Source organism: Sphingomonas sp. 4RDLI-65, from assembly GCF_049472435.1.
In the GTDB taxonomy this organism is placed as follows: Bacteria; Pseudomonadota; Alphaproteobacteria; order Sphingomonadales; family Sphingomonadaceae; genus Sphingomonas.
Genome location: NZ_JBCEBT010000001.1, coordinates 116,789 through 136,099 on the forward strand (window position 1 = coordinate 116,789; position 19,311 = coordinate 136,099).

Below are 19,311 nucleotides of genomic sequence, written 5' to 3' on the forward strand. Positions count from 1 at the left end.
GCGTCAGCGCTTGAGTTCGACCAGTTCGTACCAGGTCTGCATATAGCCGCCGACCCCGCCCTGGACGAAGATCGCGTCGTCGTCGGCGGTCACCCACAGATCGTAGTCGGGGTGCGCGCCCTTGTCGCTCGCCATCCCGCCATGTTCGTCGCCGAACCGGAAACGGCGGCAGGCGAACGTCCCCGCCGCGACCGTGACGGTCTCGTCGCCGATATACGACAGCTGCATGTTGGCCTCCGCGATCAGCGGCGGGGTGGCGCCGCGGTGGTCGATCGACGGCAGGAACGTGCGCAGCTGATGCGTGTGCGGGCCGCGCGCGATGTCGAGCCGCTTGGTGATGTACGCGTCGCCCTGGATCGGGTGCGTGCCGAAGCCGTCATAGGGCCCGACGATCTTCACCCGCTGCGAGACGCGGCCGATCGACGGGCCATAGCTCTCGCACTCGACATGGCCGTCGCCGATGATGAACAGCCCCGCGCCCATGAACCGGTCGCCGATCGTCAGCCGGACGAAACAGTCCATCGGCACGTCGTTCTCGTCCATCGAATAGGTGATGTCGCGCATGACGGTCGGCGCCGGCTCCTCGATCTCGCAGAGCGCGCGGAACGTCCGCTTGCCGTCGGAATGGATCGTGAAGGTGAAATCCTCGCGCCCGCGTTCCTCGCCCATCCGCTCGGGACGGCGCGACGTGTAGAGGATTTTCCCCGTGATGGTGCGATGCTGCATGCTGCGTGCTTCCCCGAAAAGACCCTCGAAGCATGCGTGATAGGATCAAGTCGGCGCCCCGGCAGCGCGGTCGCATGATGCTATCCGCACAGCAGTCTCTCCTTGCCTTCACCGTGGAGCCGTCATGAACCTGTTGCGTTGCGCTACCCATACCGTCCTCGATCTCGACGCGACCGTCGCCCGGTTCGCCGAATGGCTCGATTACCGCGTCGTCGAACGTGGCGAAGTCCCCGCCGACCTCGCCGCCGCCTGGGGCACGCCGGCCACCGCCGGGCGTCGGTATGCGATCTGCCAGCCCGCCTCGGGTGCGGAGGTGTTCCTGCGCTTCGTCGAAGGCGATCCGGTGCCGGCGTATTTGCCGATCCGCAGCTTTGGCTGGGCGGCGATCGAGATCTGCGTGCAGGACGTGCTCGCGGTCGATGCGCGGATGCGGCAGCCGGGTTCGCCCTATCCGGTGATCGGCCCACCGACGCGGATCGCAGGCATCGACACGATCTTCCCGATGCAGGTGCGCGGGCCCGAGCAGGAGACGCTCTACTTCACGGAGGTCACCACCGACGCGCCCGACAGCGGCCTGCCGCGCGCCGGTTCGCCGATCGACAAGCTGTTCATCCTGGTGCTCGCCTGCCCCGACATGCGCGCGACGGTCGACTGGTTCGCGCGCACGCTGAAGCTCGCCATGACCGCCCCGATCGCGATCCGCTATTCGATGATCAGCAAGGCGTTCGACCTGCCGATGAGCGACCTGCACGAGATCGTCACGGCAAAATGGGACGGCGACGTGTTCCTGGAGTTCGACCAGTATCCGGCGGGCACCGTCGTGCGCCCCGGCCATCCCGGCGCACTGCCCCCAGGCGTGTCGATCTGCACGCTGCTCCATCCCGCGTTCGACACGCTGGCCCCCGACTGGTTTTCCGAGCCGGTGGTCCGCGACGGCATACTCTATGCGGGCCGACGGGTCGGTATCCTCAAGACTCCCGAAGGCGCACTGCTCGAAATCATCGAGGGGTAAGCGCTCTCCTCACCTACGCCACCCCGGCGAAGGCCGGGGCCCAATTGGCAAGGTCGCAGTAACGGCGCGCACCGCTAATCATCACCGTCCCCCAATTGGGCCCCGGCCTTCGCCGGGGTGGTAGTAGGGGGGCTCAAACCGGCGTGGCGATACCGAGATAGCTCGCGACCAGCAGCAGCAGCCACAAGGTGATCACCACCCGCCGGGCCTTGGCGTTGACCGCGGCGATGGTCCGGTCGGTCTCGGGCGTCGGCCCGGTCGCGATCATCTGGCGGATCGCCACGAATAGCGGCACCAGCTGGCGCCGCACGACGAGCCCCAAACTGATGCAGGTCGCCAGCACGATCAGCTTCAGCGCGATGAACAGCGGCAGTGCGATCAGCTTGACCAAGCCCGCAAACCCAAGCCCGAACAGCACCGCCAGCATCCCCCAGCGGATCGCGATATCGAGCCGCTTCACCCCATCGCCCCCGCCATGCTTCAGATGCACCGCCCAGGCGAGCGCGAGCCAGCCGAGCGACGCGATCCCCACCGTCACCGGGACATAGGTCGGCAGGTCCAGCCACCCCTTCAGCCACGCGAGCACGAGCCCGGTCGGCAGCGCGAGGATCAGCGCGGTGCGCGGCGCCATGTCGACGTTATTGAGGATCTTCAGCGCCATCGTCCGCTCGACGACGGTCCGCTTCGGATCGACCATGAAATTCGATCCATAGAACGCCCCCAGATCGCCGCCGAGCCAATAGACCAGCACGAGCACGTGCAGGAGCGTGAACAGCGCTGTCGCCAGATCCATGAGGTCGGTCCTTTGAAAAATGCCCGCGCGCCCGGCGACGTCGCGGTCGTCGCAAGCCCTGCGCCGCGGTGATCCTAAGGCGCTTCGCTGCCGCCATTGGAGGGATCATGCCGCCGGTCGCCTGGCGGACACGTCACGGGGAGGTTTGGCCGCTCTTCGGATAGCCGCCCGCCGTCATGCCCGTCGGGTCGCGTCGCGTCCTAGGGTCGCGGCATGCCATCGACCCTGTATGCCAAGCTGTGGGACAGCCACGTCGTCGCCGAGCTGACCCCCGATCGACAGGGTGGCGACGCGCTGCTCTATATCGACCGTCACCTCGTCCATGAGGTGAGCAGCCCGCAGGCGTTCCAGGCGCTCCGCGACGCCGGACGCAGGTTGCGACGGCCCGAGACGCATCTCGCGGTCGCCGATCATGCGGTGCCGACGCGCAGCCGTGGCGAGCGGATCGCCGACCCCCTGGCCGCCGCGCAGGTCGCCGAACTCGAGGCCAATGTCGCGCAGTTCGCGGTGCCCTATCACCGGCTCGACGGCGAGGATCAGGGCATCGTCCATGTCATGGGCCCCGAGGCGGGCTTCACGCTGCCGGGCATCACGCTCGTCTGCGGCGACAGCCACACCACCACGCACGGCGCGTTCGGCGCGCTCGCCTTCGGGATCGGCGCGAGCGAATGCGGCACCGTCATGGCCGCGCAATGCCTCAAGCAGAAGCGCGCGCAGACGATGCGCGTCGACCTGACCGGCACGCTCTCGCCGCATGCCTCAGCCAAGGACATCGCGCTCGCCTTCATCGCCCGCGTCGGCGCCATGGGCGCGGCGGGGCATGCGGTCGAATATGCCGGGCCGGGCATTGCGAGCCTGTCGATGGCGGCGCGGATGACGCTGTGCAACATGACGATCGAGGCAGGCGGCCGGATCGGCTTGATCGCACCCGACGACACGACCTTCGCGTATCTGGAAGGCCGCCCGCTCGCGCCGCGCGGCGACCGATGGACCCCGGCGGTCGCGTATTGGCGGACGCTGCGATCGGACGACGATGCGGTGTTCGACCGGATCGTCTCGATCGATCTCGGCGAGGTCGTGCCGCACGTCAGCTGGGGCACCAGTCCCGAGGATTGCGCGCCGATCACCGCCAGCGTGCCCGATCCCGCGACGATCGCCGATCCGAGCGCACGCCGCCGGCTGGAAAAGGCGCTCGCCTATATGGACCTGGCGCCCGGCACCGCATTGCAGGCGATCGCGATCGACCGGGTGTTCATCGGCTCGTGCACCAACGGCCGGATCGAGGACCTCCGCACGGCCGCGGCGATCGTCGCCGGGCGGCACGTCGCGGACGGGGTAACCGCGATCGTCGTGCCGGGCTCGACCGCGACCAAGCATCAGGCCGAAGCCGAGGGGCTCGACGCGATCTTCCGCGCGGCGGGGTTCGAATGGCGGCATGCCGGCTGTTCGATGTGCGTCGCGATGAACGACGACCGGCTCGCACCCGGCGAACGCTCGGCATCGACCTCGAACCGCAATTTCGAGGGCCGGCAGGGCCCCGGCGGGCGCACCCATCTGATGAGCCCGGCGATGGCGGCGGCTGCCGGGATCGCCGGCCATCTGGTCGATATCCGCACGCTGGGAGCGCCGGCCGCATGATGAAGTTCGATCGCCTCGCCGGCACCGCGGCGCCGCTACCGGAGGAGAATGTCGATACCGACATCATCTTCCCCGCGCGCTTCCTGCTGATCACCGAGCGCCACGGGCTTGGCCGCTACGCGTTCCACGATCGTCGCTTCGATGCGCAAGGCGCGGAGATCGCCAGCTTCGTGCTCAACCGGACACCGTGGCGCGACGCCCCGATCCTGATCGCGGGCGCTAATTTCGGCTCGGGATCGAGCCGCGAACAGGCGGTGTGGACGCTGCTCGGGCACGGCATACGCTGCGTGATCGCGCCGAGCTTCGGCGAGATCTTCCACGGCAACTGCTTCCGCAACGGCGTGCTGCCGATCGTCCTGCCCGATGCGATCGTCGCCTCGCTGATGGCATCGGCACAGGGCGGCCGCAGCTTCGTCGTCGATCTCGATGCGCAGGTGATCGCAAGCGAGAACCTGCCGCCGCTGACCTTCGCGGTCGATCCCGAACAGCGGCTCGCCTTGCTCAACGGCTGGGACGAGACCGACCTGATCCTCAACGCGCGCGGTGCCGAGATCGCAGCGTTCGAGAACCGACAACACCGCGTGCAGCCCTGGCTGTACGAGCAGGAGACGGCGGCATGAGCGACGATCTGGCGGCGAATTACGCCGGCGTGTACGGCAAGCGGATCGGCTTCGGCGCGCGGCCCGCGCTGCTGATGATCGACTTCTGCCAGGGGTATTTCGATCCGGCGTGCGATCTGTATTCGGGGGTCGCGGATGCGCTGGCGTCGGCGTTGCGCATCCGCGCGGCGGCACGCGCTGCGGGCGTTCCCGTGATCCTGACCAACGTGGTCTATCACCCGACCGCGATCGACGGCGGGCGCTTCTACGAGAAGGCCGCGCCGTTGCGCCATTTCCTCGCCGGCAATCCGATGGGCGCGTGGCCCGCGGGGCTGGTGCCCGAGCCCGACGAGCTGGTGATCTCGAAACAATATCCTAGCGCATTCTTCGGCACGTCGCTCGCGTCGACGCTGACCGCATTGGGCGTCGACAGCGTGCTGCTGACCGGGCTGACGACCAGCGGCTGCGTGCGCGCGAGCTGCGTCGATGCGATGTCGCACGGCTTCCGGACCGCGGTGATCGCCGATGCGTGCGGCGACCGCCATGCCGCGCCGCACGACGCGAACCTGTTCGACATGAACGCCAAATATGCCGACGTCGTGCGCGAGGACGAGGCGGTCGCGTTCCTGCAAGGCCTCAAGCCGTGACCGCGCGGCTCGACGGCAAGGTCGCGCTGATCACCGGCGCCGGCATGGGGATCGGTCGCGCAATCGCACTGCGCTTCGCCGAAGAGGGCGCGCGGCTGGCGCTGATCGAGCTCGATGCCATGGCACTGGAAGCGATCCTGGCCGACGTCGCGGCGCTTGGCTGCACCGCGATCGGGCTGGCGGGCGACGCGACCGAAGAGACGGCGGCGGCGGCGCTCACCGAGCAGGCGGTCGCCGCGTTCGGGCAGATCGACATCGTCGTCAACAATGTCGGCGGCGGGCGCTCGGGGCGGATCTGGGATCTGTCGGTCGAGGACTGGGATCACACGATGCGGCTCAGCCTGCGCTCGGCGTTCCTGTTCACGCGCGCGACCGTGCCGCACATGATCGCGCGCGGCTATGGCCGGGTGATCTGCCTGTCGTCGGGTGCGCGTAACGGCACCGTCTGGAACGCGTTCCACGTCGGCGCGTGCGCATATGCGACCGCCAAGGCCGGCATCCACGGCTTCATCCGCGATCTGTCGATCGAACTCGCCGACCACGGCATCACCGTCAACGCGGTCGCGCCGGGGCCGATCGATACCGAGCTGGCCGGGCCGTACCTGCGCAAGATGGACGCCGACGGACTCGAATACGCGCCGAGCCGGATGACCCCGCTGCACCGCCTCGGCACCCCGCGCGAGGTGGCCGATGCGGTGCTGTTCCTCGCGTCGGACGAGGCGAGCTACATTACCGGCGTGACGCTCGACGTGACCGGGGGGCGCTGACGCCGCGCGTCACTGCAACCCCTATTGCGGCAGATCGCGCGCGACGCGGAAGCCGAGATGCGTGTTCTTGATCGCGATCGGATCGCCGATCCGCTGCGCGATACGGACGCTCCACGCTTGCAGGTCCCAACCGCCGCCACGAACGTTGCGGACCGCGCAATCGGCGTCCTTCAACCACGGCGAGCCATCCGCCGGCGCGCCCTCATAGCCGTTGTGATAACAGTCCTGCACCCATTGCGCGGTGTTGCCGGTCATGTCGTACAGCCCGAACGCGTTGGGCGGATAGCTGCCGACCGGCGCGGTGCGATCGCGGTTCTTGGCGTAATTGGCGTTGTCGGGGGTGATCGCATTGCCGAAATACCACCAGCCGGTGGTGCCTGCGCGACCGGCATGTTCCCATTCGGCCTCGCTCAGCAGGCGATAGGGCTGGCCGGTCTTCGCCTTGAGCCACGCGACAAAGGCGTTGGCATTGGCGAAATCGACGTTGATGACCGGTCGTCGGCCCCTGCCCCAGCCCGCGTCGTCGGGCTGATAGCCATCGCAGCCGCCATCGGCGACGCACGCATCCCACTGCGCGAACGTCACCGAATAGCGCGCAACCGCAAACTTATACGCGATCGACACCGGATGCCGCGGGCTCTCCATCCTGTCGAAGATCGCCATCGCACCGAGCTTGGTCCGTTCCTCCTGCGTCGAACCCATCACGAAACGGCCGGGCGGCACGACGACCATGTCCGGGCAATCGACACAATCGCTGAACGCAGCGCCGATCCGGTACGGCACCGTCTCGCCGGAAAGCGCCGCTGGAAGCGCAAGGACCGCGCAGGCGAGAAGACGTGACGTCAGGCTCATAAGGACTCCTCGAAAGGGCCGTCGACCATGTCGGCGGCATTGGCCCGGGCCGACGCGCGGACGCGGTCGAGCAAGGCGATCAGGCGGTGGCCATCGCCGTGCAGCGAACTGCGGTGCGGCCGGCCGCGAACCGCGGCGACGAACTCGCCCAATTGCGTCCGGAAATAGCCCGACAGGTCGCGCCCGCTCATGCTGCGCGGATTGTCGATCGTGCCCGTCACCGGCTGCACGATCGGCACGTCGTTCCAGTAGAGCCACTCGCCATCCTCGATCCGCAGCACGCCGCGATCGAAGAACAGCGTCTTGCGATCGACCACGTGCCGCTGATTATAGCTGAGGTGGAGGGTCGCCATCCGCCGCCCCGGATAAGCGAGCAGGATCATCGCCTCGTCCTCGCCGCGCCAGCCATCCTGGTGCCGCGCCGCCTCGACATGGACGCGGACCGGGTCGTCGGCCATCACCAGCTGGACGAAATCGAGCGCATGCGGCGCGAACAGCGACAGGATCAGGCCATCTTCGGGCGCACGTGTCGCCCACCACGGAGCCTGCGGACCATCCCAGAACACGCATTGCGACACCTCGACCGCGTGGAGCAAGCCGAATTCGGCACGATGGTCCAGGAGATGACGGACCACCGCGCCGTGGCGGAAGGTGTGGCCGACCGCCAGCACACGACCCGAGGCGTCGGCCGCATCCGCCATCGCCTGCGCATCGGCAGCGTTCTCCGCCATCGGCTTTTCGACGAGCACATGCTTGCCCGCCGCAAGCGCCTGCAACGTTTGGGGCGCATGGCAGGCGTTGGGCGTACACAGGATCACCGCATCGACCATGTCGAGCGCGAGCGCCTCGGCAAGAGTCGTAAATGCGTGGGCGGCGCCCCGCTCCGCCGCTACCGTCGCGGCCCGCGCCGGATCGGGATCGACCACCGCGACCAGCGTCGCGAGCGAAGGCAACGCTGCAATCGCGTCGAAATGCGCTTCGGCGATCCGGCCGCAGCCGATCACGGCGATGCGGAGCGGATCAGCCGGCATGGACAGGCGCCTTCACCGGTACGGCCTTGACCAGATCCGCCGGTACGAAGCGCCAGACGATAGCGGCGGCGATCAGCTTGAGTATCCCCGGCAGCACGCCGTAGGCGAACGCGATACCGGTCAGCGCCGACGCCGGCTGCACCCCGCCCTGCTTGGCGAGCGCGGCGCTGAACCCGGCCGCCGACAGCACGAACCCGGCGATCAGCGTGCCGCCCAGCGCGATCCCGGATTTCTCGATGATCGTCCACACCGCGGAGAACGAGCCGGCGCGGTCGTCCCCGCGTTCGGCGCGCGATCCGGCGATCGTGTCGGCGAGCAGCGACAGCATCACCAGCCCCCAGCCGGTGTTGAAGAACCCCACGCACGCGCCGAAGACATAGACCATGCCGATCGGTGCATCCGCCGACAGCGACCACACCAGCATCGTCAGCGCGTGGCCGATCGCGGCGACCAGATACGCGTTCTTCTTGCCGATCCGCCGGGCGACATACACCCATAGCGGCGAGCCGGTCATGACGACCACCGCCATGATCGTCGAGATGATGCCGATCTGCACGAACGCGTCGCTGCGCGCCATGTTGTAGGTCACGAAGAACGCGAACGAGGCATAGGACATGCCCGCCGCCACGGTCATCGCCACCGCCGACGCGCACAGCACGACGAACGGGCGATAGGCCAGCACGCCGAGCAGCGCGCGCAAGGTCAGCACGCGCTTCACACGCGGGACTACCCGGATCCGCCCCGCCGCCGCCCACGCGATCAGCAACGTCGCCGCGCAGAGCAGCCCGAGCACGGTCGCCGCGATCAGATACGCCGCGCGCCCTCCCCCGAGCAGGTGGATCAGCACCGGCGTCAGCGCCGCGCCGAGCAGCACGCCGACCCCGGTCATGCCGTGCTTCCACGCCATCAGCACGGTGCGCTCGCCGGGATCGTCGGTCATCTCCGCGAACTGCGCGAGATAGGGCACCGAGAAGGTCGAGAACGCGATCATGTAGACGCTGAACGCCAACGCGACATACCCGACCTGCACCCACAACGCGGCATCGGGCACCGCGAAGGTCGCGACCATCGCCAGCGGCGCCATCACCGCGCCGATCAGCAGCCAACGCCGCCGCGGCACCCTGTCCACCAGCCGGTCGGACAGGATGCCGATGCCGAGATCGGACACCGCGCCGAAGAACACTTTCGGGATGAAGATCGCGGCACCGGCGATCGCGGGCGGCATGCCGATGATGCTGGTCAGGTAGAACAGCAGCAGCAACGACGGCGCATCGCGGAACAGCTGCCCGGCGATCTGTCCGGCGCCATAGCCCGCCTTGACCGCGGTCGTCAGAGTATTGGCGGGTCTGTCGTGCATCGGCGAAGTCCTGCGTCTGGTGTCGTCGCCACGACAAGAGCCACATATCGCCAGGCAAATATCCGGTCGCACCCGCCGTGATCGCGTGGCGGGCAGGACGCCGGACCTAAATCCGGATCATGCCCGATCGGCGAGGAACTGGGCGATCAGGGCGATGCGCCGTGGCCCGAAATGTGGAGCGTCGTAGCGAGGCAGTGCGACGAACCGGCCCTCGGCCACCAGTCGCTCGGCATCGCGCGTCACCTCGGCGAGCGGATCGTCTTCCGCCGCCAGCAACAGCATGCGCTGCTCTGCGAGCGGGAGGCGTACGACCGCGTCCCACGCGAAGGCGGCATGATAGGCGAGCGGATAGGTCTCGGCCGCCTTGAGAACCTCGACCAGCCAGGCGTGAAGGTCCGCGGCCGGGCGGACGCCGCCATCGCGACGCCCGGTACGCGTACGGTCGTACCAGGGATAGAAGAGATACTGGTCGCGGCAGAACTGGAACGCACGCATCAGATAGCCGCCGTCGAGATCGGGCGTGAACGCGGGTGCGTAACGGGCAAGCTGCTCGTCGCGCTGCTCGGGCGTGAAGATGCCGATGCCGTCGAGGATCAGCCGATCGACGCGATCGGGCGCGAGGATCGCGAGCTCGACCGCGATCGCCGCGCCGGTATGCGAGCCATAGACCGCGACCCGGTCGAGCCCGAGCGCGTCGAGCAACGCCGGCAGCCGGGCGGCATAGTCGGCGATGGTCGGCGCCGCGATCGGCAGCGGCGTACTGTCGCCGTTGCCGGGCGTATCGGGGGCGACGACGTCGTATCGCTCGGCAAGTCCGGCGATCAACGGCACGAGCTGGCGCGAACTGCCGGGCGAGGCATGAAGCAGGAAGATAGGGCTCGCCGTCCCCGTCACTGGCCCGGCCCGGCGATAGTGGAGCTGGCCGTCGGGCAGGTCGATAAACACGCGGCGGATCGTCATGCCGCATAGACCCAGGCGCGGCGCAGACGATCGGCGGCGATAAACGCATCGATGTCCACGCGGCGCTTGAGCGTCAGATCGATCGCGTCGAGACCATCGAGAAGCATCTCCTTCGCCTCGTCCGCGATCGGGAATGCGTGCGTCGTGCCGTCGGGAGCGGTCAAGGTCTGCGTCGGCAGGTCGATAGTCAGCCGGCGCGCTTGCGGGTCGGGCGCGATGGCGGTCGCCAGCGCGGCGATAGCCAGCGCATCGAGCGTCACCGGTACGATCCCGTTGCGGATGCAATTGCCCTGGAAGATCGGGTTGAACGACGACGCCACGATCGCGCGGATGCCATATTCGGCGAGTGCCCAGGCGGCGTGCTCGCGACTGGAGCCGCAGCCGAAATTCGCGCCACCAAGGATGATGCGGGTGGTCGCGTAGGCCGGCTGGTTCAGGACGAAATCGGGGTCACGATCGCGCGTGCCGATGCCGATATAGCGCCAGCCGGCGAACAGGCCGTCGGCCAGGCCGGTCTTCGACACCGACCGCATCTCACGCGAAGGAATGATCGCGTCGGTGTCGATATTGTCGCGCAGCAAGGGCGCGGCAACGGCGGTCAGACGTGTGAACGGCTCCATCTCAACGCTCCAGCAGGCGGGGGTCGGCGATCCGCCCGGCGATCGCGCTGGCGGCCACCGTCTCGGGACTGGCGAGGTGCGAGCGCGTTTCCGGACCCTGCCGGCTTTCGAAATTGCGGTTGGTCGAGGTCACGACCCGCTGGCGTGCGCCGAAACTCTCGCCGCCGGCAAAGAAGCACATCGAGCAGCCGGACTCGCGCCACTCGAACCCGGCGGCGCGGAAGATACGGTCGAGCCCTTCGGCTTCGGCAGCGTGCTTGACCGCGGTCGAGCCGGGCACGCAGATCGCGCGCACACCGTCCGCCACCTTGCGCCCATCAAGCAAAGCAGCGGCACGGCGGAGATCGGACAGGCGGCTGTTCGTGCATGAGCCGATGAACGCGGCATCGATCGGCAGGCCGAGCAACGCGTCGCCCGCGGCCAGCCCCATATAGGCGAGCGCGCGATCGGATGCGTCGGCCGGGACCATGCCGTCGATCGCGACCGAATCCTGCGGACTGATCCCCCAGCTGATCGTCGGCGCGACTGCGGTGGCGTCGATCGCGATCTCGGCATCGAACACCGCATCGGCGTCGGTGGCGAGGGTGCGCCAATAGGCGACGGCCGCATCCCAGGACTCGCCTTTGGGGGCATGCGGGCGCCCTTGCAGATAGGCGAAGACCTTGTCGTCGGCGGCGATGATCGCGGTGAAGGCGGAGAATTCGGTCGCCATGTTGCACAAAGTCATCCGCGCCTCGACGTCGAGTGCGCTGACGATTTCGCCGGCATATTCGACGACATGGCCACGTCCGCCGCTCGAACCGTGCTTCGCGAGGATGTGGAGCGCAAGGTCCTTCGCCGTCACGCCGCGACCCAACGCGCCTGAGATCGTGACGCGCATCGTCTTTGGCTTCAGCACGCGCAGAGTCCGCGTGGCGAGCGCATGCTCCGCCTCGGTCGAGCCGATCCCCCAGGCGAGCGCCCCGAGCGCACCCTGCGTGCAGGTATGGCTGTCGGGGCAGACCAGGGTGACGCCCGGCAGGACGATCGCCTGTTCCGGGCTGATGACATGGACGATCCCCTGCCCCGGATCGCCGATGTCGAACAGCGTGATCCCCGCCGCGTCGGCTTCGGCGCGGGTGGCGCGGATGAAGTCGGTGCCGGTCGGCATGATCGTGCGATCGGTCCGGCCGGGAAGCGTGTCGACGACGTGATCCATCGTCGCGAACACCTGCCGGGGGGCGGCGACCGTGCGACCGACTTCGGCGAGACTTTGCAGCGCGATCCCGCCGGTGCGCTCGTGGAGCAGCACGCGGTCGATCAGGATCAGGCCACCGTCTGCGAGCGGCGCGACCTCATGATCGCGCCAGATCTTCTCGAAGATCGTCAGGCCCATGCTCAGCCCGCCGCGCCGGATGCGAACATCGCGTCGACTGCCTCAACGGACAGGCCCGCACCCAGCAAAAGCACGCGCGAGTCCGCACCGGGCTCGCCAAGGTCGTGGCGGACGCCAAACCGCGCACCGTCGACTTCGATCGGGAGCGCCGGGAGACGCGCCGCAGTACCGCCAGGGAGCTGCAGGTCGACGAGCCCGCCCTGCGCATTCAGGTGCGGATCGTCGAACAGGTCTTCGGGGCGAGCGATCGGGGCTACCGGCAAGCCGATCGCCTCGCATTTCGCCAGCAGTTCGGCGCTGTCGAGGCTCGCGAATAGCGCGCGGATCCTCGGCAGGATACGGTCGCGCGCCAGCACGCGGTCGTTGTTGAGCGCCAGCGTCGCGTCGCTCGCGAAATCGTCGAGTGCGAAGGCGGCGCAGAACGCGCTCCATTGCTGGTCGCTGACCACACCGACGAACACCTGCTCGTCTTCACGGCACGCGAACACGTCGTAGATCGCCCAGGCCGAGATGCGGGCGGGCATCGGTGCCGCGGCGATCCCGGTGACCGCCTTCTGCGCCATGTGCTGGCCGACGAGGAACGCGGTGGTCTCGAACAACGAGCATCTCACCTGACCGCCCGCGCCCGTGCGGTGCCGCCGTTCGAGCAGGCCCAGTATCCCAATCACGCCGAACATCCCGCCGGTGACGTCGATCACCGACGCGCCGGCGCGCAAAGGCCGGCCGGGCGGCCCGGTCATGTAGGCGAGCCCGCCCATCATCTGCGCGACCTCGTCCAGCGCGGTGCGGTTCTCGTACGGACCCGCGAGGAAGCCCTTGGCCGAGCAATAGATCAGGCCGGGATTGTCCTTCGACAACGCGTCGTAGCCGAGCCCGAGCCGATCGAGCGCGCCGGGGCGAAAATTCTCGACGACGATGTCCGCGTCCGCTGCCAGTGCGCGCGCCGCCGCGATGCCGCCCTCGGACTTGAGGTCGAGGCACACGCTGCGCTTGTTTCGATTATACATCGGATAATAGCCCGCGCCCGAGCCGAGCAGCCGGCGCGTGCGGTCGCCGCCGATCGGTTCGACGCGGATCACGTCGGCGCCCATGTCGCCGAGGATCAGCCCAGTCGACGGGCCCATCACCATGTGCGTGAACTCGACGACCTTGAGCCCGGCGAGGGGCAAACCGGCGAGCGGCAGCCCGCTGAGCGGGGACATTTCCGTATCCGACATCCGGTCACTTTCTCCTGATCCGTCGCCACCCTGCGCGCCGCGCGCCATCGCTGACCACCGCACCGCGCCGACTATCCGAGGACCGGAACAAATGACCGAAATCGACATACTGGTGAGCGAGGTCGGCCCGCGCGATGGCTTGCAGAGCATCGCCACGATCATGCCGACCGCCGCCAAGAAGGCGTGGATCACCGCCGAGGCCGCAGCGGGGCTGCGCGAGATCGAGGTCGGCAGCTTCGTCCCCGCCAAACTCCTCCCGCAGCTCGCCGACACCGCCGAGATCGTCGCGCACGCGCGCACCATCCCCGGCCTGACGGTCGCGGTCCTCGTGCCGAACGCCAAGGGCGCAGCGGCGGCGATCGAGGCGGGCGCGCACAAGATCACGCTGCCGCTGTCGGTCAGCGAGACGCACAGCCTCGCCAATCTTCGCCGGACGCACGCACAGGTGCTGGTCGAGGCAAAGACCATCGCGGACATGATCAAGACGCTGCCCGAGGGCGAGCGCCCGCATTTCGAGGGATCGCTGTCGACCGTCTTCGGCTGCACGCTGGAGGGCGCGATCCCCGATGCGCAGATCGCGCGACTCGCGGAGGGATTGATGGCAGCGGGGTGCGACGAGGTCGGGCTGTCGGATACGACCGGCTACGCCGATCCCTTCGCCGTCAAGCGGCTGATCACGCTCGTAAAGCGTGCGGCAGGCGACGATGCGCTGACCGGGATCCACCTCCACAACACGCGCGGGCTCGGGCTGGCGAACGCGCTGATGGCGCTCGAATGCGGGCTGACGACGCTGGACTCCTCGCTCGGCGGTCTCGGCGGGTGTCCGTTCGCACCGGGCGCTTCGGGCAATATCGTCACCGAGGACCTGTGCTTCATGCTCGCCGCGATGGGTCTGCGCACCGGGATCGACCTCGACGCTCTGGTCGCTGTGCGGTCAATCCTGGCCGAGGCTCTGCCCGGCGAGCCGCTGTTCGGCTTCCTCCCCGACGCGGGACTTCCGCTCGGCTGGAGGCAGGCATGACGATTATCGGCACCAGGATGGTCCGCGAGGACAAGACCGCACGGCAATTGTTCGAGGCGGTCATGGCCAATCCGACCCGCACGAAATTCGGGTTCGGCGAGAAGCTCGCGATCGTGAACATCGATTTCCAGAACGCCTATACCCGGATCGACGAGTTCAAGACCGCCTACGAAACCGACCCGCGCCAGATCGAATACGCCAACACGCTCTCGCGCCTCGCCCGCGCAAAGGGCATGCCGGTGATCTGGACGCACGTCGCCTACATGGACGACGCCAGCGACGCAGGCGTCTGGGGCACGCGGACCGATACGCCGGACAGCTTGCAGAACATCAAATACGGCTCACCTCGGCACGCGTTCGACGATCGCTGCGAGATCGATCATGCGAAGGACGCCATCTACACCAAGCGGATGCCGTCGCCGTTCTTCGAAACGCCGCTGCAGAGCCTGCTGGTCTGGCACAAGGTCGACACCGTGGTCATCACCGGCGGCTCCACCTCAGGCTGCGTCCGTGCCGCCGCGGTGGACTCGCTCAGCCGAGGCTACCGCACGATCGTCCCGATCGAGACATGCGCGGACAAGCATGAGAGCTATCATTTCGCGAACCTGACCGATCTCCAGCTCAAATACGCGGACGTCGAGCCGGTCCAGACGGTGATCGACTGGCTGGAGGCTCGCCCATGATCGAAGGCGCATCCGATCCCGGCCTGTACGACTTCAGCCCCTATCGCGACCGGAAGCCAATCGTCTGGCCCGGCGGCAAGAAAGTCGCGGTGTGGGTGTCGCCCAACCTCGAATATTACGAGATCGACCCGCCCGCCAACCCGCATCGGAAGAGCTGGGCGAAGCCGCATCCCGACGTCGTCGGCTACAGCCACCGCGACCACGCCAACCGCGTCGGCCACTGGCGGATGGCCGACGTGATGAGCAAGCACGGCTTCCCCGGCTCGGTCTCGCTGTCGGTCGCCTTGTGCCAGCATCACCCGGAGGTCGTCGCCGACGGCGCCGCGCGCGACTGGGAGTTCTTCAGCCACGGCATCTACAACACGCGCTATTCCTACGGCATGGACGAGCGCCAAGAACGCGCGATCATCGAGGATTCGATCCGCACGGTGCGCGAGGCGACCGGCCAGACGATCCGCGGCTGGCTCGCGCCTGCGCTGACGCACACCCCGCGCACGCTCGACCTGATCGCAGAATACGGCCTCGATTACACCTGCGACCTGTACCACGACGACCAGCCGATGCCGGTCAAGACGGCGAGCGGCGACCTGATCTCGATGCCGTACAGTCTCGAGGTCAACGACCATTACGGCTTCTTCATCTACAACATGAGCCCGCGGGAATACGCAAAGACGCTGATCCGCCAATATGAGCGGCTCGCCGACGAGGCCGAGAAAGCTGGCGGCGCAGGCGGCACGGTGATGTGCATCCCGCTCCACAGCTACCTGATCGGCCAGCCGCACCGGATCGGCGCGTTCGAGGAGGTGCTGCGACACATCGCCGCCGACGGCCGTGCCTGGATCACGCGCGCGGGCGACATCGCCGACGCCTATCGGGGACAGATGGCATGACGCTCGATCCCGCCTATCTCACCTATCCCAAGCGTCGGCTCGGCTACGACCACGATCTCTACGCCTACACCCCGCTCCCGCAGCGTCCACCGATCGCATGGCCGGACGGCAGGAGCGTTGCGACCTGGATCGTCGTCAGCCTCGAATGGTTTCCGATCACACCGTCCGACGTGCCGTTCTGCGCGCCGGGCCACATGCAGACGGTCTACCCCGATTACCGCCATTACACCGCGCGCGATTATGGCACGCGCGTCGGGTTCTACCGCCTGCTCGATGCGTTCGCGAAGGTCGGCGCCAAGGTGTCGGTCGCCGCGAATTCGGCGATCGCCGAGCGCTATCCCGTGATCATCCGCGACATCGTCGACGCGGGTCACGAGATCATCGCGCACGCGACCGACATGAACGGCACGATCGCCACCGGCCTGCCCGAGGCCGACGAGCGCGCGCTGATCGCCCGGTCGCTCGACACGCTCGAACGCGTCTCGGGCACCCGCCCGCGCGGCTGGCATTCGATCGCGCGGTCGCAGAGCTGGAACACGGTTCGTCTGCTGAAGGAGGCAGGCGTCGACTATTGCTGCGACTGGACCAACGACGAAATGCCGTGGGCGTTCGCGAACGGCCTGGTCAACATACCGCTCAACCACGAGCTCTCCGATCGCCAGATCCTCAACGTCCAGCAACAGTCGGTCGACAGCTATGCCGAGCAGATCCGCGACGCGCACGACTGGCTGTCCGCAGAGGCCATGACGCAGGGCGGCGGGCGACTGCTGCCGCTCCACCTCACGCCATACATCATCGGCCTGCCCTACCGGATGGACGCCTTCGAGGCGCTGCTGGCCGACCTCGCCGCACGCCCGACCAACGGGTTCGCGCGCGGCGACGACCTCGCCGACATTTTCAGGAGACAGATGTGAAAGCCTATCAGATCGGCGCGCAGGACGGCCTAGGGTCGCTGACCGCAACCACGCGCCCCGATCCGGTGCCTGGGCCGGGCGAAGCGGTGCTCAAGGTGCGGCTGATCGGCCTCAACCACCGCGACATGCTCGTGCTAGCCGGCACCTACGGCGCGAAGCGGCCCACGGAGCGCGTGCCGCTGTCCGAAGGCGTCGGCGAGGTCGTCGCGATCGGCGCCGGCGTGACGACGGTGAAGGTCGGCGACCGCGCCATCTTCGCGCATTTCACGACGTGGCTCGACGGCGACTTCTCACCCGCCGCATTCGGCAACGATCTCGGCATCACGCATGACGGCTGGCTGGCCGAACGGATCGCCGTCCCCGGTGCCGCGCTGGTGCCGGTACCGGAAGGCGTGAGCGACGAGCAGGCGATCCTCGCATCCGCCGGCCTGACCGCCTGGAACGCGGTGGTCGAGGTCGGCCGCGTCAAGGCGGGCGACGTGGTGCTGGCGCTCGGCACCGGCGGCGTCTCGATCTACGCGCTGAAGATCGCGGTGGCGAACGGCGCATGCGTCGCGATCACCTCGTCGAGCGACGAAAAGCTCGCCTTCGCCAAGTCGCTCGGCGCGGACATCCTCGTCAACTACCGGACCACGCCGGACTGGGCGGCGGAAGTGATGAAGCAGACCGGCGGCAAGGGCGCGGACATCGTCGTCGAGACCGGCGGCCAGGCGACGCTCAGCCAGTCGATCGCGGCGGCCGCACCGAACGGCCGGATCGTCATCATCGGCGCGCTGGCAGGCGCGGCGACCGGCGGCCTGCCCAATTACGGCGCGATCATCGGCAAGAACCTGACGCTGAAGGGCATCGCCGAGGGCAGCCGCGCGATGCTGGTCCGCCTGCTCCGCGCGGTCGAGGCGAACACGATCATGCCGGTGATCGACAAGGTGTTCGCGTTCGACGACGCGGCCGAAGCCTATGCGCATCTGAAATCGGGCAATCATGTCGGCAAGGTACTGATCAAGCTCGACTGACCGCGGGGCGCATTTCCCTCCGCCATGCAAAGCCTGTTTCCCCGCGCAGGCGGGAACCCAGTCTGGTCTCCCGCCATCGCGGGAGACCAAAAGCAGCGGTAGAGACTAAGACGGCATTCCCAACCCAAGCCGCTCGCGCAGCGTACCGGTGGCGCGCGCGCGCGGGAGCAGGCCGCGTTCGATCAGCGCAGGCAGCATCGTGTCGGCGAACTCCTGCAACCCCCGGCGCGGAAAGGGCGGCGTGAGGTGGATGCCATCGATGATCCCGTCATGGTACAGCGCCTCGATCTGGTCGAGCCCGGCGAGCGCGGTATAGGTCCGGAGCAGGCATTTGGGACCCGGCGGCGGCTTTGGTGAATCCATGTCGATGATGACGACATCCGCTGCGACCTGCGACCACAGCGGGTCGGCGTCAGTCTGTACCAGCACCGGATGGCCGTGCGACGGACGCGCGACATCGAGCACGTCGGCATTGCCACCCCGATCGCCGTGATCGACTTCGGCGCCGTCGGACCGAGCGCGGCGATCGGGGCCGACGTCCGCGTCCGCCCACAGGCTGCGCATCGCGGCGACGAACGCAACGCCGTGTGCCACGCTTTCGCCCGTGGTCGGCTGGACCAGCGTCGACGGCTGCCAGCCCGAGCGCTCGCCAGTCTGCGCATCGAGCGCCGATAGAGCGCGTGCGACGTCGGACGACGGCTCGCCCCCGGTATCGCCCCCGGTAGCGCTCCCGGTATCGGCTCCGGTATCGATCGTCGGCACCAGCCCGACCGATCCGGCGCGCGGGGTCAGCCACTGCGCGACCGCCATCGGATCGAACGGGGCGGCATGCCCGTCGCCGAGCAGCAGCAGCGCGATGCGGGCCTGGTCGGCAAGCGCGATCATCTCGCCCGCCCATACCGGGTCGGACAGGCGAGCATCGGCAATGCCCACGGACAGGATCAGCGGTGCACGGTTCATATCGTCGTCACTCCATGACTCGTTTGATTGGGGAACCCGGCCGGTTCAGCGGGCCCTGCCGCGCGATCGCCGCGACCGCGGGTGGATGACGAGAACGATCGAAGGACATCTCTTCGGCACCGGAACGGGCGCGTGGATCGGTCGACGTTTCCATGCGAATACAAAGAGGTCGCCCGACCGTGTTAGTCCTTCGTTGCGCTCTCTTTATCCGCGTGTCGGATAGACGGTCCGATCGA

At 68.0% G+C, this 19,311-nt stretch carries 20 protein-coding genes; 10 read left to right on the top strand and 10 right to left on the bottom strand.

The features are described from left to right. Positions 1 to 3: 3 nt before the first annotated feature. The gene (locus VH567_RS00445; protein WP_423322253.1) at positions 4 to 726 is read right to left on the bottom strand and encodes a hypothetical protein; all 723 of its coding nucleotides are present in this window, start codon (positions 724 to 726) and stop codon (positions 4 to 6) included. Between the two features lie 124 nt (positions 727 to 850). Here VH567_RS00445 and VH567_RS00450 point away from each other — a divergent pair, with 124 nt between their 5' ends. Beyond that, positions 851 to 1,738, top strand: coding sequence for a VOC family protein (locus VH567_RS00450; protein WP_423322254.1), 888 nt, complete (start codon positions 851 to 853; stop codon positions 1,736 to 1,738). 133 nt (positions 1,739 to 1,871) lie between these two features. On the opposite strand, the gene VH567_RS00455 is transcribed toward VH567_RS00450, so the two are convergent. Then, the gene (locus VH567_RS00455; RefSeq protein WP_423322255.1) at positions 1,872 to 2,531 is read right to left on the bottom strand and encodes a hypothetical protein; all 660 of its coding nucleotides are present in this window, start codon (positions 2,529 to 2,531) and stop codon (positions 1,872 to 1,874) included. A gap of 213 nt (positions 2,532 to 2,744) precedes the next feature. On the opposite strand from VH567_RS00455, the gene leuC reads away from it, so the two are divergent. Genes leuC through VH567_RS00475 form a run of 4 tightly spaced genes read left to right on the top strand, consistent with a single transcriptional unit; the run spans position 2,745 to position 6,182 of the window. Beyond that, positions 2,745 to 4,169, top strand: a complete 1,425-nt coding sequence (gene leuC / locus VH567_RS00460; protein ID WP_423322256.1) for a 3-isopropylmalate dehydratase large subunit — start codon at positions 2,745 to 2,747, stop codon at positions 4,167 to 4,169. Next, complete coding sequence (gene leuD / locus VH567_RS00465; protein ID WP_423322257.1) at positions 4,166 to 4,789, top strand: 3-isopropylmalate dehydratase small subunit; 624 nt, start codon at positions 4,166 to 4,168, stop codon at positions 4,787 to 4,789. The genes leuC and leuD (VH567_RS00465) overlap by 4 nt, the downstream gene beginning before the upstream one ends. Further along, positions 4,786 to 5,415, top strand: coding sequence for an isochorismatase family protein (locus VH567_RS00470; RefSeq protein ID WP_423322258.1), 630 nt, complete (start codon positions 4,786 to 4,788; stop codon positions 5,413 to 5,415). Before leuD (VH567_RS00465) ends, VH567_RS00470 begins: the two co-directional genes overlap by 4 nt. Continuing rightward, positions 5,412 to 6,182 (top strand): SDR family NAD(P)-dependent oxidoreductase, encoded by a 771-nt coding sequence (locus tag VH567_RS00475; RefSeq protein WP_423322259.1) that lies wholly within the window; start codon positions 5,412 to 5,414, stop codon positions 6,180 to 6,182. Before VH567_RS00470 ends, VH567_RS00475 begins: the two co-directional genes overlap by 4 nt. A gap of 21 nt (positions 6,183 to 6,203) precedes the next feature. Here VH567_RS00475 and VH567_RS00480 read toward each other — a convergent pair whose 3' ends face one another. The 7 genes from VH567_RS00480 to VH567_RS00510 form a co-directional block, all read right to left on the bottom strand. Further along, positions 6,204 to 7,034: a formylglycine-generating enzyme family protein gene (locus VH567_RS00480; RefSeq protein WP_423322260.1), complete on the bottom strand. Its 831-nt coding sequence runs from the start codon at positions 7,032 to 7,034 to the stop codon at positions 6,204 to 6,206. Continuing rightward, the gene (locus VH567_RS00485) at positions 7,031 to 8,065 is read right to left on the bottom strand and encodes a Gfo/Idh/MocA family protein (protein WP_423322261.1); all 1,035 of its coding nucleotides are present in this window, start codon (positions 8,063 to 8,065) and stop codon (positions 7,031 to 7,033) included. Before VH567_RS00485 ends, VH567_RS00480 begins: the two co-directional genes overlap by 4 nt. Continuing rightward, a complete protein-coding gene (locus VH567_RS00490; RefSeq protein ID WP_423322262.1) occupies positions 8,055 to 9,422 on the bottom strand; it encodes an MFS transporter in 1,368 nt (455 codons plus the stop codon). Before VH567_RS00490 ends, VH567_RS00485 begins: the two co-directional genes overlap by 11 nt. Positions 9,423 to 9,539: 117 nt before the next feature. After that, positions 9,540 to 10,382: an alpha/beta fold hydrolase gene (locus VH567_RS00495; protein WP_423322263.1), complete on the bottom strand. Its 843-nt coding sequence runs from the start codon at positions 10,380 to 10,382 to the stop codon at positions 9,540 to 9,542. Continuing rightward, positions 10,379 to 11,002 (bottom strand): 3-isopropylmalate dehydratase small subunit, encoded by a 624-nt coding sequence (gene leuD, locus VH567_RS00500; RefSeq protein WP_423322264.1) that lies wholly within the window; start codon positions 11,000 to 11,002, stop codon positions 10,379 to 10,381. Before leuD (VH567_RS00500) ends, VH567_RS00495 begins: the two co-directional genes overlap by 4 nt. A 1-nt stretch (position 11,003) precedes the next feature. Next, positions 11,004 to 12,377, bottom strand: coding sequence for a 3-isopropylmalate dehydratase large subunit (locus VH567_RS00505; RefSeq protein WP_423322265.1), 1,374 nt, complete (start codon positions 12,375 to 12,377; stop codon positions 11,004 to 11,006). 2 nt (positions 12,378 to 12,379) lie between these two features. After that, positions 12,380 to 13,579 (bottom strand): CaiB/BaiF CoA transferase family protein, encoded by a 1,200-nt coding sequence (locus VH567_RS00510; RefSeq protein ID WP_423322266.1) that lies wholly within the window; start codon positions 13,577 to 13,579, stop codon positions 12,380 to 12,382. Positions 13,580 to 13,685: 106 nt separating this feature from the next. Between VH567_RS00510 and VH567_RS00515 the strand changes: the two genes are divergently transcribed. The 5 genes from VH567_RS00515 to VH567_RS00535 are packed head-to-tail and all read left to right on the top strand — an operon-like array spanning position 13,686 to position 18,115. After that, entirely contained in the window at positions 13,686 to 14,615 is a 930-nt protein-coding gene (locus tag VH567_RS00515; protein WP_423322267.1) for a hydroxymethylglutaryl-CoA lyase, read from the top strand. Continuing rightward, entirely contained in the window at positions 14,612 to 15,298 is a 687-nt protein-coding gene (locus tag VH567_RS00520; RefSeq protein ID WP_423322268.1) for an isochorismatase family protein, read from the top strand. The genes VH567_RS00515 and VH567_RS00520 overlap by 4 nt, the downstream gene beginning before the upstream one ends. Beyond that, complete coding sequence (locus tag VH567_RS00525) at positions 15,295 to 16,188, top strand: polysaccharide deacetylase family protein (protein WP_423322269.1); 894 nt, start codon at positions 15,295 to 15,297, stop codon at positions 16,186 to 16,188. The genes VH567_RS00520 and VH567_RS00525 overlap by 4 nt, the downstream gene beginning before the upstream one ends. Continuing rightward, positions 16,185 to 17,102 (top strand): polysaccharide deacetylase family protein, encoded by a 918-nt coding sequence (locus VH567_RS00530; protein ID WP_423322270.1) that lies wholly within the window; start codon positions 16,185 to 16,187, stop codon positions 17,100 to 17,102. The genes VH567_RS00525 and VH567_RS00530 overlap by 4 nt, the downstream gene beginning before the upstream one ends. After that, on the top strand, positions 17,099 to 18,115 hold the full coding sequence (locus VH567_RS00535; RefSeq protein WP_423322271.1) for a zinc-dependent alcohol dehydrogenase family protein: 1,017 nt from the start codon (positions 17,099 to 17,101) through the stop codon (positions 18,113 to 18,115). Before VH567_RS00530 ends, VH567_RS00535 begins: the two co-directional genes overlap by 4 nt. Positions 18,116 to 18,220: 105 nt before the next feature. On the opposite strand, the gene VH567_RS00540 is transcribed toward VH567_RS00535, so the two are convergent. Next, the gene (locus tag VH567_RS00540) at positions 18,221 to 19,075 is read right to left on the bottom strand and encodes a hypothetical protein (protein WP_423322272.1); all 855 of its coding nucleotides are present in this window, start codon (positions 19,073 to 19,075) and stop codon (positions 18,221 to 18,223) included. Positions 19,076 to 19,311: the final 236 nt, after the last annotated feature.

Coding starts and splice junctions, on each gene's coding strand:
- VH567_RS00495 (WP_423322263.1), bottom strand. CDS start 10,382: ATGACGATCCGCCGCGTGTTTATCGACCTGCCCGACGGCCAGCTCCAC.
- VH567_RS00515 (WP_423322267.1), top strand. CDS start 13,686: ATGACCGAAATCGACATACTGGTGAGCGAGGTCGGCCCGCGCGATGGC.
- VH567_RS00480 (WP_423322260.1), bottom strand. CDS start 7,034: ATGAGCCTGACGTCACGTCTTCTCGCCTGCGCGGTCCTTGCGCTTCCA.
- VH567_RS00445 (WP_423322253.1), bottom strand. CDS start 726: ATGCAGCATCGCACCATCACGGGGAAAATCCTCTACACGTCGCGCCGT.
- VH567_RS00505 (WP_423322265.1), bottom strand. CDS start 12,377: ATGGGCCTGACGATCTTCGAGAAGATCTGGCGCGATCATGAGGTCGCG.
- VH567_RS00485 (WP_423322261.1), bottom strand. CDS start 8,065: ATGCCGGCTGATCCGCTCCGCATCGCCGTGATCGGCTGCGGCCGGATC.
- VH567_RS00525 (WP_423322269.1), top strand. CDS start 15,295: ATGATCGAAGGCGCATCCGATCCCGGCCTGTACGACTTCAGCCCCTAT.
- VH567_RS00470 (WP_423322258.1), top strand. CDS start 4,786: ATGAGCGACGATCTGGCGGCGAATTACGCCGGCGTGTACGGCAAGCGG.
- VH567_RS00490 (WP_423322262.1), bottom strand. CDS start 9,422: ATGCACGACAGACCCGCCAATACTCTGACGACCGCGGTCAAGGCGGGC.
- VH567_RS00520 (WP_423322268.1), top strand. CDS start 14,612: ATGACGATTATCGGCACCAGGATGGTCCGCGAGGACAAGACCGCACGG.
- leuD (WP_423322264.1), bottom strand. CDS start 11,002: ATGGAGCCGTTCACACGTCTGACCGCCGTTGCCGCGCCCTTGCTGCGC.
- VH567_RS00455 (WP_423322255.1), bottom strand. CDS start 2,531: ATGGATCTGGCGACAGCGCTGTTCACGCTCCTGCACGTGCTCGTGCTG.
- VH567_RS00530 (WP_423322270.1), top strand. CDS start 16,185: ATGACGCTCGATCCCGCCTATCTCACCTATCCCAAGCGTCGGCTCGGC.
- leuC (WP_423322256.1), top strand. CDS start 2,745: ATGCCATCGACCCTGTATGCCAAGCTGTGGGACAGCCACGTCGTCGCC.
- leuD (WP_423322257.1), top strand. CDS start 4,166: ATGATGAAGTTCGATCGCCTCGCCGGCACCGCGGCGCCGCTACCGGAG.
- VH567_RS00450 (WP_423322254.1), top strand. CDS start 851: ATGAACCTGTTGCGTTGCGCTACCCATACCGTCCTCGATCTCGACGCG.
- VH567_RS00540 (WP_423322272.1), bottom strand. CDS start 19,075: ATGAACCGTGCACCGCTGATCCTGTCCGTGGGCATTGCCGATGCTCGC.
- VH567_RS00510 (WP_423322266.1), bottom strand. CDS start 13,579: ATGTCCCCGCTCAGCGGGCTGCCGCTCGCCGGTTTGCCCCTCGCCGGG.